Consider the following 13,317-nt stretch of genomic DNA (forward strand, 5'->3'; position numbering starts at 1 on the left):
GGAACAGCCGGGAAGAGTGGATGGAGACACACGCATGAACAACGACTACCAGAACCTGTCATTTGAGTATCAGCCCTGTCCCGAGCAGCGACAGGGGCACGCCGGCAACCCTCACCCGGTCATCGTCGTCGGCGCCGGCCCTGTCGGCCTGGCCACCGCGATCGACCTGGCCCAGCATKGCGTGCCGGTCGTGCTGGTGGACGACGACTGCACGCTGTCGAGCGGGTCGCGCGCGATCTGCTTCGCCAAGCGCACCCTGGACATCTTCGACCGCCTGGGGTGCGGCGGGCGCATGGTGGACAAGGGCGTGTGCTGGAACGTCGGCAAGGTATTCGTGCGCGACGAACAGGTCTACGCCTTCGACCTGCTGCCGGAGGCGGGCCACCAGCGCCCCGCCTTCATCAACCTGCAGCAGTACTACGTCGAGGGTTTCCTGCTCGACCGCGCACGCCAGTTGCCGAACCTGGACATCCGCTGGAAGCACAAGGTCACCGGCATCGAGCAGCGCCATGCCGGCGCAGCCGATGCGTCTGTCGTGCTGACCATCGACACGCCCGACGGCCCCTATGCCCTTGCCGGGCGCTACGTGGTGGCCGCCGACGGCTCGCGCAGCCCGCTGCGCAACCTGCTCGGCCTCGACAGCAAGGGCCGCACCTTCAAGGATCGCTTCCTGATTGCCGACGTGAAGATGGAGGCGGAGTTTCCGACCGAGCGCTGGTTCTGGTTCGATCCGCCCTTCCACCCGAACCAGTCCGTGCTGCTGCAYCGSCAGCCSGACAATGTCTGGCGCATCGACTTCCAGCTCGGCTGGGACGCCGAYCCCGTGCTGGAGARARCRCCCGAGCGCGTCATCCCGCGCGTGCRGGCGCTGCTCGGSGCGGACGTGAAGTTCGAGCTGGAATGGGTCAGCGTCTATACCTTCTCCTGCCTGCGCATGGACAGCTTCCGCCACGGCAACGTGTTGTTCGCCGGCGATTCGGCCCATGGCGTGTCGCCGTTCGGGGCGCGCGGCGCCAACAGCGGCGTGCAGGATGCGGAGAACCTTGCCTGGAAACTGGCCTACGTGATCGGCGGCCATGCGCCGGACAGCCTGCTCGATACCTATGCGAGCGAACGCGAGTACGCCGCCGACGAGAACATCCGCAACTCGACGCGCTCCACCGATTTCATCACGCCGAAGAGCGCCGTCAGCAAGGTGTTCCGCGACGCCGTGCTCAACCTGTCGAAGCAGCATGCGTTCGCGCGCCGGCTGGTCAACAGCGGGCGGCTTTCCGTGCCCTCGGTACTGCGCGATTCGCCGTTGAACACTGCCGATGCAGGCGACTTTGCCGGCGACATGCTGCCGGGCGCTGCCTGCGTGGACGCCCCGGTCATCGGCGAGCAAGGCCCCGGCTGGCTGCTGCCGCACCTGGGCGGGCAGTTCACCGCACTGGTGTTCGGCGCGCCCGATGGCAAGGCCTTGCAGGCGCTGCTCCGCCTGCAGCAAGGCAGCTTGCCGCTCAGGGTGGTCCTGCTCGATACGGGCCTCACGGACCAGGCCGGCCAGCCGGCCGGCGTGACGGTACTGCAAGACACCGAGGGGCTGGCCACGCGGCGCTATGACGCGCAACCCGGCACGCTGTACCTGATCCGCCCGGACCAGCATGTCTGCGCGCGCTGGCGGGGAATCGATGCCGCCGGCGTCGCGGCGGCCATGGCGCGCGCGACCGGCAACGCGCCCGGCGCGCAGCGGCCAGCCGCGGTGGTTTCGGATCCGGCTCCCGCTGGCCTGGTGCCGGCATGAATCTCAAGGCGACATCCCGATAAAAGGAGGCAGAGCGATGACCCTCAATACCCAGCCTAACCTGGCACGCCCCGACGACTTCTACGAAGCCCTGATCGAGATGCACCGCGATCTGGACGACAGCCAGAGTCAGGCCGTCAACGCGCAACTGATCCTGTTGCTCGCCAACCATATCGGCGACCATGGCACGCTGCTCGCGGCCATGGAGATGGCGCGCGACGGCACGGCACCAGGCCGCGTCGCGCAACCCTGAGCGCAGCGGGCCCGGCCCGCTCGCGCATCCACTCTTTGCMAAGACGCTCACATACGCAAGACCCAAAAGACGTCGGCATCCAGGGCCCGCCAGGCCCGCGTTMCCGGAGACATTCCATGACCCAATCCTATGCGGGGGCCATTGCGCCCCAAGGTACCGCTGCGCGCGAAGAAGACGCACTCTACCGGAAGATATGGCTGCGCATCATTCCCTTCCTCTTTGTCTGCTACGTCATTTCCTTCCTGGACCGCATCAATATCGGCTTCGCCCAGTTGCAGATGAAGCAGGATCTCGGCTTCAGCGATGCGATGTACGGTCTGGGCGCCGCGGTGTTCTATGTCGGCTACGTGCTGTGCGAAGTGCCCAGCAACATGCTGCTGGCCCGCTTTGGCGCGCGCCGCACCTTTACCCGCATCATGGTGCTGTGGGGACTGGCCTCGGTCGGCATGATGATGGTGTCGACCCCCGCCCATTTCTATACGCTGCGTTTCCTGCTGGGCGTATTCGAGGCCGGATTMTTCCCGGGCATCGTGCTGTACCTGACCTACTGGTTTCCGGCGCGCCGGCGCGCGGCGGTCATGGCCATCTTCTTTGCGGGGGTGGCCGTGGCCGGCGTGCTGGGCGGACTGGTATCGGGCTGGATCATGCGGGACATGGCCGGCGTGCTCGGCCTGCAGGGCTGGAAGTGGATGTTCGCCATCGAAGGCGCGCCCGCGGTCGTCCTGGGACTGGTGGCCGCAGCATTCCTGGTCGACAAGCCGCAACAGGCCAGCTGGCTCACCGACCAGGAGAAAACCTACCTGGCCGCGCACAACGGCGAGAGCGAACGGGGCACCCATGCGCACTCCTTCGCCGCGCTGATGCAGGCCCTGCGCAATCCCCGCATCTATCTGTTCGCCTTTATCTACTTCGCGCTGACCTGCGGCTCGTTGACGCTGAGCTTCTGGATGCCGCTGATGATCCGGGACTTCGGCATCACCGACGTGATGTCGATCAGCCTGTATTCGGTCATCCCCAACGCCATCGGTGCGGTGGGCCTGATCCTGATCGCCCGCAACTCGGACCGGCGCGGCGAGCGGCACCGCCATTTCATTGCCTGCACGGCCGGCGGGGCGCTGGCACTGGCGCTGCTGACCCTGCACCTGCCGAGCTTTCCGGCGATGCTCGCGCTGCTGTCCGCCGCAACGGTATTGATCTTCGCCGCGCTGCCCATCTTCTGGTCCTTGCCGCCGAGCCATCTGCCGGCGCATACGGCCGCGGCCGGCATTGCCTTCATCAGCAGCATCGGCATCACCAGCGGCATTGTCAGCCCCTGGGTCATCGGCCAGATCAAGACGCACACCGGCAGCATGGACAATGCGCTCTATCTGCTCGCGGCATTGCTGCTGGCCAGCGGMGCGGCGATGTGGCTGGGCGTGCCAAAGGGCGAGCCGCGCCATTGAGGCCAGGACGGGCTCGACCGGCACCGGGCTGAAGCCCGCGGATACCGAGCCCCGACCGATTGGCACGTATCAGAGAACAATCTGTTCCTCATGTAGGTATTTATCCCGTACAGGGTGACTACTAACATCAGATCACCGAACACGCTATCCGTTTCGCGAGGTGCGGCGGATACCCCCGTGTTCTGATTGTTCAAAGGACGTACCAACATGAAGACCGTTACTCGTTCCACCATCGCCGGCGTGGCGATGGCCCTGACCGCCACGTTCGCTGCCTCCCCCGTGTTCGCGGGCAATGCCGGGCCCGCCACGACGCGGCTGCCGTTCCAGTCAGCCCATGCGGCCAAGACCAGCCAGCGCGCCCCCGCTGCCGCACGACTGTTGGGCTCCGCTCACGGGCGACTCCCTGCGATCGTCATCGTCGCCGGCCTCGGCAAGCGTGACCCCTTCACGGACGGTGCGCATGGCGCCGAAATCAATAACCCGTCCGGCACGTCTGTCGTCGCCGGCCTCGGCAAGCGCGACCCCTTCACGGATGGAGCGCATGGCGCCGAAATCAATAGCCTGTCCGGCACGTCTGTCGTCGCCGGCCTCGGCAAGCGCGATCCCTTCACGGATGGGGCGCGCACCGACTCTGGCAACGATGTGACTCTCAACGGATAAACCCGCGGCATGGCGCGAGCCATGCGGCCGGACGCGCMGCGGCCCAGGATCTGGCCCGCGGCGCGCGTCATTTCTGCTCACCACCGGTCCTGCAGGCAATCAAGGCGCGCGGTCCACACGTGATCCCCCCGCAAGCTGCGCGTGATCTGCCCKCGCAACGCAGGCGAGTGCCCGCAGGCACTCGATGGGAGCCTCGGCGCTACCGCCCTGGCAAGTGATTGCGCTGTGCGTATGCCCAGCCGATCTCGGCGATCGGCCCGGCCTTGCGGCCGGTCTCCACCGCGTCTGCCGAGGCGGCATTGCCAGCTTGCGCGCGCTGTGCGATGCCGCTCATGATTGCGCCGAGGCGAAAGAAGTTGTACGCGAGATAGAAGGTCCAGTGCTCCGTTGCGTCGTTCCCCGTGGCGCCGAAGTACGACCTGGCGTAGGACAGCTCATCGGGAATGCCGAGCGCTGCCAGGTCGAGACCCGCGATGCCGCGCCAGAGCTGCGGCGGGATATGCCAGCTCATGCAGTGATATGCGAAGTCCGCCAGGGGATTGCCCAGCGTCGACAGTTCCCAGTCCAGCACGCCGATCACGCGCGGCTGCGTGGGGTGGAAGACCAGGTTGTCGAGCCGGAAGTCCCCATGCACCAGGCAAGCGAGATGTTCCGGCGGAACATGGCCCGGCAACCAGTCGGCCAGCGCGTCCATCGCCCGGATGCTTTGCTCCGACTGCCGGTACTGGCGGGTCCAGCGGGCAATCTGGCGCGCCAGGTAGTCTCCGGTCTTGCCGAAGTCGCCCAGCCCCAGGCTGGCATAGTCGACCATGTGCAGCGTGGAAATGATGCGATTCATCTCCGCGTAGATGGCACTGCGTTMCGTAGCAGCCAGGCCCGGCAGCGACTGATCGACCATGACCCGGCCATCGAGGTAATCCATGATGTAGAACGGGCTTCCCGCGACCGAGGTATCGTCGCTGTAGAAGTGGACACGTGGAACCGGCACCTCGCTGTTCTGCAAGGCTTGCAGCACGCGGTACTCGCGGTCGATCGCATGCGCCGAGGCCAGCAATTGCCCGGGCGGCTTTGTGCGCAGGACATACTGGCGAGGGCCGCACGATATGCGGTAGGTCGGGTTGGACTGGCCGCCGGTCAGGCGGTGCGCCTTCAGGCACCGGTAGTMTGTCAGGCCGACGCCATGCAGCAGTTCGGCCAGGACGTGGATATCCAGGTCCGGATTTGTTGTGTTCATTGCTTGAAATGCTCCTGATTCCTTGGGGAACCGCCCATCKGGGTCATCTCGCCGGGCCACGCCCGTTCAGAGCGAGCTGACCATGTGTMCGCCGTCCACCGGGAGGATCGTTCCGGTGATGTAGTCCGAGGCATCGGAAGCCAGCAGCAGCAGCGCCCCGTCAAGCTGGCCAGCCTGGCCGAGGCGGCGCTGGGGGATGCGCCGGATCAGCGCCGAGCCGCTTTGCGTCTCGAAGAACTCGCGATTGATATCCGTTTCGAAGTAGCCTGGAGCCAGGGCGTTGACGCGCACGCCGTAGCGCGCCCACTCGAGCGCCAGCGAGCGGGTCAGGTGGATCAGGCCCGCCTTGGCGGCGGAATAGGCCGGCACCTGTTGTGCAACGCGCATGCCGAGGATGGATGCGATATTCACAATGCTTCCTCCGCTACCCGCATCGCGCATATGGCGCGCCGCGCTCAGGGCGACCCGCCAGGCGCCGTTCAGGTTGGTTTCAATGACCTGTTGCCACTCGTCCTCCGTGGTCTCCATGGCCGGCCCTGTCGTCGCAATGCCGGCATTGTTCACCACGATATCTATCGGGCCCAGCGCCTGGCTGGCGATATCGAACGCCGCGAATACCGACCTCCATTCGCACACGTCGAGTGGTACGACACAGCCTTCGCCACCGCCCTCCCGGATCTCCGACAGCAGCAACTCGCCCGCTGCCAGCCGCCGCCCGGCCAGCGCGACGCGACAGCCGGCACGGGCGAGCGTGAGTGCGAAATGACGTCCCAGGCCGCTGAAAGCCCCGGTCACCAGTGCGACTTTCCCCTCCAGGTCGGAAAACGGTTGCGGGATGGAATGCGTGACTGCCATGAATATGTCTCCTCAGGGGTCTAGCCGGGCCGGCGCTCCTATTGCGCACGAACGCTGCTGGGCGCCAGCGCCCGTGCATCAGCCTGCAGAAGACTAAGGGCGTTCCCCGCACGTGCCAGCCCCTCGGATGGGGAGGCGTGGCGCCTGCGCCGGGCTCCCCGGCGGAGGGGCTGAAAGCGCAAGGAAGGACGCCTACGCTTGACGCAATTCCCTCCACCAGTCCCTCGCGGCATTGCCAGACCATCAGACACCATGAGTCACTACAGCGCGCCACTGCGCGACATGAATTTTGTCCTCACCGAACTGGCCGRGCTGGCTGATATCGCCGCCCTGCCCGGCTTCGGGGACGCCACGGCGGATACGGTCGCGTCCATCCTCGACGCCGCCGCGGAGTTCAGCGGCGAAGTGCTCGCGCCGATCAACCGCGAGGGTGACGTGGTCGGCTGTACGCTCGCCGACGGAAAGGTCACCACACCACCCGGGGTGAAGCAAGCGTATCGCCAGTTCGTAGCCGCGGGATGGAATGGACTGCGCTTTCCGCAGGAGTACGGCGGCCAAGGCCTGCCGAGGGTGGTCGCGGCTGCGGTCTTCGAGATGCTCGCCGCGGCGAACATGGGCTTTTCGCTTTGCCCGATGCTGACCGGCGGCGCCATCGAGGCACTGATGCTGTGTGGCTCCGATGCACAGAAGCAGCGCTACCTGCCACCGCTGATCGAGGGACGCTGGACCGGCACCATGAACCTGACCGAACCGCAGGCCGGTTCCGATCTCGCCGCGGTGCGCACCCGAGCCGTCCCCGAAGGCGATCACTTCCGCATCTACGGGCAGAAGATCTTCATCACCCACGGTGAACATGACCTGTCCGAGAACATCGTGCATCTCGTGCTGGCGCGGATGCCCGATGCGCCCCCTGGCGTCAAGGGCATTTCCTTGTTCCTGGTCCCGAAGTTMCTGGTGATGCCTGACGGCACGCTAGGCGCACGCAATGATGTCAGGTGCGTGTCCATCGAGCACAAGCTCGGAATTCACGCCAGCCCGACTGCCGTGATGGCCTATGGCGATGCGCAAGGCGCGGTGGGATACCTGGTCGGCGAGGCAAACCGCGGACTCGAGTCCATGTTCGTCATGATGAATGAAGCGCGTGGCGCAGTCGGGTTGCAGGGCATCGGCATCGCCGCACGCGCCTACCAGCAAGCCGTGCGCTACGCGCGTGAACGCACCCAGGGCAGGCCGGTCGGCGACCGCGAGACCGGCGCCGCGGCCATCATCCGCCACCCTGACGTCCGCCGCATGCTGATGACCATGCGGGCCCTGACCGAAGCGGCCCGGGCGGTTGCCTACGTCCTGGCCGCCGCGGGCGACATGTTGCATGCCGCCAGCGACCCTGAAGAGCGTGCCCGCCAGCAGGCCCTCGTGGATTTCCTCACCCCGATCAACAAGGGCTGGGCCACCGAAATGACTGTCGAAGTCACCAACACCGCGCTTCAGGTCCACGGTGGCATGGGATACATAGAGGAGACCGGCGTCGCGCAACACCTGCGCGATGCCCGGATCACCACGATCTACGAGGGAACCACGGGCATCCAGGCCAACGATCTGGTCGGCAGGAAGATCGCCAGGGACAATGGGCGCACGGCACGCGCCGTGGTCGCGATGATGCGCTCCGATCTCGCACTGCTTGCTGAACTCGGCAGTCAGGACGATGTGCGGGTGGTACATGAGCAAGTGACCGCGGCCGTCGGCGTGCTGGAGGCTTGCGTCGAATGGGTGGTGCGCAATCACAGCGTAGACGTGCAAGCCGTGTACGCCGGCGCGACTCCTTTCCTCAAGCTCGCAGGGCTCGTCTGCGGCGGCTGGCAGATGGCCCGCGCGCTGCGCATCGCGCAGGGCCGGCTCCTGCGCGGCGAAGGCGATGCCGCGTTCCTGCAGGCAAAGCGCGCCACGGCCCGCTTCTATGCCGATCACCTGCTGGCACAGGTCACCGGGCTCGGCCAGACCGTCATGGCGGGCGCGGCCGGCACCCTCGCCTTCCATCAAGACTCGCATTGATTCTGCCGCCAGGACAACAAAGGAAAACCGTGCCCATGCCTTCCCCGAACGAGCGTACGTCGTCTGCTTACGCCTACCCGCTCCTCATCAAGCAACTGCTGCACGCGCCGCTCGCCGTGCACCCCGAGCAAGAGATCGTCTATCGCGACCAGACCCGGCACAGCTACTGGACCATGCGCCACCGGATCGGCCTGCTGGCAAGCGGCCTGGGTTCCATCGGCGTCGTCCCCGGCGATACGGTGGCGGTCATGGACTGGGACAGCCATCGCTACCTGGAAACCTACTTCAGCGTGCCGATGATGGGCGCGGTGCTGCTCACCGTCAACGTCAGGCTTGCGCCGGAACAGATCATCTACACCCTGAATCATTCCGGCGCCAAGACCCTGCTGATCCACGCCGACTTCCTGCCGGTGCTGGCGCTCATCCGCTCCCACCTTCTCACCGTCGACACCTTCGTCCTGCTCGAAGACGCCCAGGGTAGCCCGCAGGCCACCGACCCGCCCGACGGATTCGCCGACGAGTACGAGTCGTTGCTGTCTTCGGCCTCGCCCGACTACCCGTTTCCCGATTTCGACGAGAACACCAGGGCGACCACCTTCTACACCACCGGCACCACCGGGCAGCCAAAGGGGGTGTACTTCAGCCATCGCCAGATCGTGTTGCATACGCTGGCCACGATGGYCGCTCTCGCAAGCGCGCCGGCGCAGGGACGGGTGCACCGCKACGACGTGTACATGCCGATGACGCCGATGTTCCACGTGCATGCGTGGGGCATGCCGTTCGTCGCCACGGCGATGGGGATGAAGCAGGTCTACCCCGGACGCTACGCGCCTGAAACGCTCCTCGCGCTGCTCGGGCGGGAGAAGGTCACGTTCTCGCACGGCGTGCCCACCATCCTGCAGATGGTGCTCTCCTGTCCCGCCGCGCAAGCGGCGGACCTGGCGGGCTGGAAGGTCATCGTCGGAGGCTCGGCGCTGCCGCGCGGCCTCGCGCAAGCGGCCATCGACCGGGGCATCGATGTCTTCACCGGCTACGGCATGTCAGAGACCTGCCCGATCCTCACGCTCGCCCAGGTCAAGACGTCGATGGCGGGCGAAGCGTCGCGCGAGCTCGACATACGGACCAAGACCGGCCTGCCGATTCCCCTGGTCGACTTGCGCATCGTCGACGAGGAAATGCGCGATGTCGCGCACGACGGCAAGGCAAGCGGGGAKATCGTGGTGCGCGCGCCGTGGCTGACGCAGGGATATGACAAGGACCCCGAGGCATCCCGGGCACTGTGGGCGCGCGGTTACCTGCATACCAATGACATCGGCACGATTGACAGCGACGGCTACCTCCAGGTCACCGACCGCATCAAGGACGTGATCAAGACGGGCGGCGAATGGGTCTCGTCGCTCGAACTGGAGGACCTGATCTCGCGCCACGCCTCGGTGCGCGAAGTCGCGGTCATTGGCGTGAAGGACCCCAAATGGGGCGAGCGTCCCTTGCCCCTGGTCGTGCTCAAGCCGGGTGAAAGCGCCGACGAAGCAACCATACGGGAGCACCTGGGGGACTGCGCGCGCCGCGGCGTGATCTCGAAGTACGCGGTGCCGGAGCGGGTCGTCTTCGTCGATGCCATCGAGAAGACCAGCGTCGGGAAGATCAACAAGCGCCTGCTGCGCGACAAGTACCAGTAGCCCACCGCAAGCCCATGCACCAATGCCGCCGCACGAACGGCAAAACCAAGGTCCGCCCAGGCGGACAACCCACGAGGAGACAACGATGACCACTGCGTCGGCTACACGCCGCATACAAGAACACCCGGGCTTCAGGGAACTGGCGGCACGCCGGGCCAGGCTATCCTGGACGCTGCTATGCATTGTCCTCTGCGCCTACCTGCTGCTGATGGCGATGGTGACGATGCGGCCGGCCGTGCTGGCCAGGCCCATCGCGGCGGGCGCGATGACGAATCTCGGCATCGTCCTGGCGATCGCCGTGATCGTKATCGGCTGGGCCGCGACATGCATCTACGTGGCGCGTGCCAATCGCGGCCTKGACAGGCTTGCCAGCCAGATCCTGCAGGAGGTGCTCTCGTGACCGGATACGCTCGCCTGCGCCTGCTGGCTGCCGCCCTCGCCACCAAGCTTGCCGCGACAGCGGGACCCGCCTGGGCCGGTCCTGCTGTCGAGCCCGCCGCCCGCCAGCCGCTCAACCCGGTCGCCATTGCGATGTTCCTGGTGTTTGTCGCMATCACCCTGTGCATCACATACTGGGCCGCGAAGCGCACGAGGACGGCCAGCGATTTCTTCACGGCCGGCGGCGGCATCACCGGCCTCCAGAACGGACTGGCAGTGGCCGGGGACTATATGTCGGCGGCCACCTTGCTGGGCGTCGTCAGCCTGGTCTACGCGCGCGGCTTCGACGGCCTGCTCTACATCGTGGGGTTCTTTATCGGCTGGCCCGTCATGCTCTTCCTCATGGCCGAACGCCTGCGCAATCTCGGCAAGTTTACGTTCGTGGATATCGTCTCCCACCGGCTCGATCCGGTCAGTACGCGGTGGGTGGCGGCGATCAGCTCGCTGATCGTTGTCTTCTTCTACCTGGTCGTCCAGATGGTKGGGGCCGGGGAGCTGATCCAGCTGCTGTTCGGGATCGACTACCACTACGCCGTGATCGGCGTCGGCTGCCTGATGATCGTCTACGTCACGTTTGGCGGCATGATCGCCACCACCTGGGTGCAGATCATCAAGGCCGTGCTCCTGATGCTGGGCGGCACACTGCTTGCCGCGCTCGCCTTCGCGCGCTTCGGCTTCAGCTTCGAAAGCCTGGCTGCCAGGGCCGTCTCCGTCCACCCGAGCGGCATCGCCCTGCTGTCCCCGGCMAGCCTGTTCGCGGACCCCGTTTCCGCGTTGTCGCTGTCTCTGGCGACCATCTTCGGCCTCTCCGGCCTGCCGCACATCCTGATGCGGTTCTTCACGGTGCCCGATRCAAGGCAGGCACGCCGCAGTGTCCTGGTTGCCAGCACTTTCATCGGGTACATGTTCGTGGCGATGTTCGTGATCGGCCTGGCCGCCATGGTCATCGTGGGAACCGATCCTCGCTTCTTCGAAGCGGGCAAGGTGGGAGGAAAGCTCCTCGGCGGCGGCAACATGGTCGCCATGCACCTGGCGAACGCCACCGGCGGCAGCCTGTTCCTTGGCTTCCTTGCCGCGGTAGCCTTCGCCACGATTCTCGCGGTGGTGTCTGGTCTCGCCCTGTCGGGCGCGTGCGCCATCTCGCACGATCTCTACGCCAGCGTGATACGCCGCGGCCGCGCGACCGAAGCCGAGGAGGTATCGGTCACCAAGCGGGCAACGCTCGTGATCGGTGCCATCGCCGTTGCGCTGGGGATGCTGTTCAAGGGCCAGAACCTCGCTTTCCTGGTGGCGCTGGCATTCAATATCGCTGCGTCAGCCAACTTCCCGCTGCTGTTCCTCTCGATGTACTGGCGGGGGCTGACCACGCGCGGGGCTGTGTGGGGCGGGCTGACCGGCCTGGTATCGTCCGTCGGCCTGGTGGTGCTGGGCCCGGCGGTCTGGAAATCCGTACTGGGCCATCCCGCGGCAATCTTCCCCTATGACCACCCTGCACTGTTCTCCATGCCACTGGCGTTMCTCGTGACCTGGGCGGCTTCCAGGCTGGACGGCAGTGCCCGCGCGACGGCGGAACGGCAGGCCTTCGACGCTCAGTTCGTGCGCGCGCAGACCGGTTTCGGCGCGGCCGAAGCGAGCCGGCACTGATCGGGGCGCCGACGCCCGGCGCGCCGGTGACGGCTCCGGGCGGGAAGGAACCGCGGCTGGACCGCACCATGCGCGATGCCCGCCCCTGGCCTGCTAGGCCTTCCGACGGGCTGCGAGGGCATGCGCGGCCGCGGGGCTTCCCTGCAACGCGGCGCCTGCCGCACCAAGTTCCGCTTCAAGGAGGCCGAGAAATGCATGCACGTTGGCGGTCCGGTGTTTTCGCGTCGACATCAGGGCGTACACCTTCACGGGAGCGGACGCATAGTCGGGGAGTACCCGCACCAGCGTACCGTTCCTTACTTCGTCATGAACGAACGGACAAGTGAAGCGCGCCACGCCAAGGCCGTCCTGCGCGGCCCGCTTGCGGATCTCGGCGTTATCCGTGCGCAGGCGGGGCGCTACGGCCAGGCGCCTGTCCTCGAGCGTGCCCGCCGCCACGAACTCCCAGTTCTTCTCGTCCGGAGCCCCGATGGCCGGCCACGCCACAAGCTCGTCCGGCGTGCGCGCCGGGCCCAGCCTGTCGGCCAGGACTGGCGCGGCATAGAAGCCTCGCTCCATGCGCAGTACGCGCTTTCCCGCMAGGGAGCTGTCGGGAAGGGAATCACTGGTCATGACGAAAGCCACGTCGTAGTCATCGCGCACCAGATCCGGCTGGTCCCAGGTGACATCGACCTGCACTTCGAGCCCGGGATGCATTGACATCAACCGCGCCAGGCTGGAAGAAAGGTATTGCGCACCCACCTMGTAGGGCGTTGCGATCTTCAGCGTGCCGTGCACCACCCTGTTGGCCAACGACAAGTCGGAGCCAATCTCCCGCAGCTCCCCGAAAAGCGGGGCGATACGGTCATAGAATTGCCGGCCGGCATCCGTCACCCTGACCCTGCGGGTCGTGCGCTCCAGCAGGCGCACGCCGAGTTCGGCCTCCAGCCGGGAAACGGCGGCGCTCGCCGCGGACTTGCGGATTCCCATCAAGGTGGCGCCGGCGGTAAAGCCAGCCCCCTCGACCACGCGGCAAAACACTTCCCAATCCTTCCAGTCAATCAGTTTCATGGCATCTACGTGCGCACCCGCCGCCGGTGCATGGCCGCGAGGCGCCTTTCTCAGCGACGTATGGCGCGCACACGCGCCTTACGCCAGATAGTCATGCACAACCCGCTCCGGCATCGCGCCAGCGTGTGCGTCTGATCGCGCATCGGCCGCGGGGGACACGAGATACAACGCGGCGGCGGCCGCCGATAACGGCGCCCCCGCCGCAACGTCAGGTGGGTCGACCTCTGGCG

At 66.3% G+C, this 13,317-nt stretch carries 11 protein-coding genes; 8 read left to right on the top strand and 3 right to left on the bottom strand.

Annotation, left to right across the window (positions count from 1 at the left end; genetic code table 11):
- Positions 1 to 34: 34 nt before the first annotated feature.
- The 4 genes from AC1DKV_RS31525 to AC1DKV_RS31540 all read left to right on the top strand — a co-directional run bounded on the left by AC1DKV_RS31525 (position 35) and on the right by AC1DKV_RS31540 (position 4,138).
- The gene (locus tag AC1DKV_RS31525; RefSeq protein ID WP_477138842.1) at positions 35 to 1,783 is read left to right on the top strand and encodes an FAD-dependent oxidoreductase; all 1,749 of its coding nucleotides are present in this window, start codon (positions 35 to 37) and stop codon (positions 1,781 to 1,783) included.
- 37 nt (positions 1,784 to 1,820) lie between these two features.
- Positions 1,821 to 2,036: a DUF2783 domain-containing protein gene (locus AC1DKV_RS31530; RefSeq protein WP_441619610.1), complete on the top strand. Its 216-nt coding sequence runs from the start codon at positions 1,821 to 1,823 to the stop codon at positions 2,034 to 2,036.
- Between the two features lie 116 nt (positions 2,037 to 2,152).
- On the top strand, positions 2,153 to 3,478 hold the full coding sequence (locus tag AC1DKV_RS31535) for an MFS transporter (RefSeq protein ID WP_477138843.1): 1,326 nt from the start codon (positions 2,153 to 2,155) through the stop codon (positions 3,476 to 3,478).
- Positions 3,479 to 3,685: 207 nt separating this feature from the next.
- On the top strand, positions 3,686 to 4,138 hold the full coding sequence (locus tag AC1DKV_RS31540) for a hypothetical protein (RefSeq protein ID WP_477138844.1): 453 nt from the start codon (positions 3,686 to 3,688) through the stop codon (positions 4,136 to 4,138).
- Between the two features lie 199 nt (positions 4,139 to 4,337).
- On the opposite strand, the gene AC1DKV_RS31545 is transcribed toward AC1DKV_RS31540, so the two are convergent.
- On the bottom strand, positions 4,338 to 5,372 hold the full coding sequence (locus AC1DKV_RS31545; RefSeq protein WP_477138845.1) for a phosphotransferase: 1,035 nt from the start codon (positions 5,370 to 5,372) through the stop codon (positions 4,338 to 4,340).
- A gap of 66 nt (positions 5,373 to 5,438) precedes the next feature.
- Complete coding sequence (locus tag AC1DKV_RS31550) at positions 5,439 to 6,227, bottom strand: SDR family NAD(P)-dependent oxidoreductase (RefSeq protein WP_477138846.1); 789 nt, start codon at positions 6,225 to 6,227, stop codon at positions 5,439 to 5,441.
- A gap of 252 nt (positions 6,228 to 6,479) precedes the next feature.
- On the opposite strand from AC1DKV_RS31550, the gene AC1DKV_RS31555 reads away from it, so the two are divergent.
- The 4 genes from AC1DKV_RS31555 to actP all read left to right on the top strand — a co-directional run bounded on the left by AC1DKV_RS31555 (position 6,480) and on the right by actP (position 12,037).
- Entirely contained in the window at positions 6,480 to 8,276 is a 1,797-nt protein-coding gene (locus AC1DKV_RS31555; protein WP_477138847.1) for an acyl-CoA dehydrogenase, read from the top strand.
- 35 nt (positions 8,277 to 8,311) lie between these two features.
- Positions 8,312 to 9,955 (top strand): fatty acid--CoA ligase, encoded by a 1,644-nt coding sequence (locus AC1DKV_RS31560; protein WP_477138848.1) that lies wholly within the window; start codon positions 8,312 to 8,314, stop codon positions 9,953 to 9,955.
- Between the two features lie 85 nt (positions 9,956 to 10,040).
- The gene (locus AC1DKV_RS31565) at positions 10,041 to 10,355 is read left to right on the top strand and encodes a DUF485 domain-containing protein (protein ID WP_441619623.1); all 315 of its coding nucleotides are present in this window, start codon (positions 10,041 to 10,043) and stop codon (positions 10,353 to 10,355) included.
- Positions 10,352 to 12,037: a cation/acetate symporter ActP gene (gene actP, locus AC1DKV_RS31570; RefSeq protein ID WP_477138849.1), complete on the top strand. Its 1,686-nt coding sequence runs from the start codon at positions 10,352 to 10,354 to the stop codon at positions 12,035 to 12,037. Before AC1DKV_RS31565 ends, actP begins: the two co-directional genes overlap by 4 nt.
- Before the next feature lie 93 nt (positions 12,038 to 12,130).
- Here the strand turns inward: actP and AC1DKV_RS31575 are convergent, their stop codons facing one another.
- Positions 12,131 to 13,087 carry a LysR family transcriptional regulator gene (locus tag AC1DKV_RS31575; protein ID WP_477138850.1) on the bottom strand — a complete coding sequence of 319 codons (957 nt, stop codon included), beginning with the start codon at positions 13,085 to 13,087 and terminating at the stop codon, positions 12,131 to 12,133.
- Positions 13,088 to 13,317: the final 230 nt, after the last annotated feature.

It is taken from the genome of Cupriavidus sp. 05T41 (assembly GCF_056396525.1).

What these genes read in the sequence shown, in the direction of transcription:
- AC1DKV_RS31540 (WP_477138844.1), top strand. Translation starts at nt 3,686, where the DNA reads ATGAAGACCGTTACTCGTTCCACCATCGCCGGCGTGGCGATGGCCCTG.
- AC1DKV_RS31530 (WP_441619610.1), top strand. Translation starts at nt 1,821, where the DNA reads ATGACCCTCAATACCCAGCCTAACCTGGCACGCCCCGACGACTTCTAC.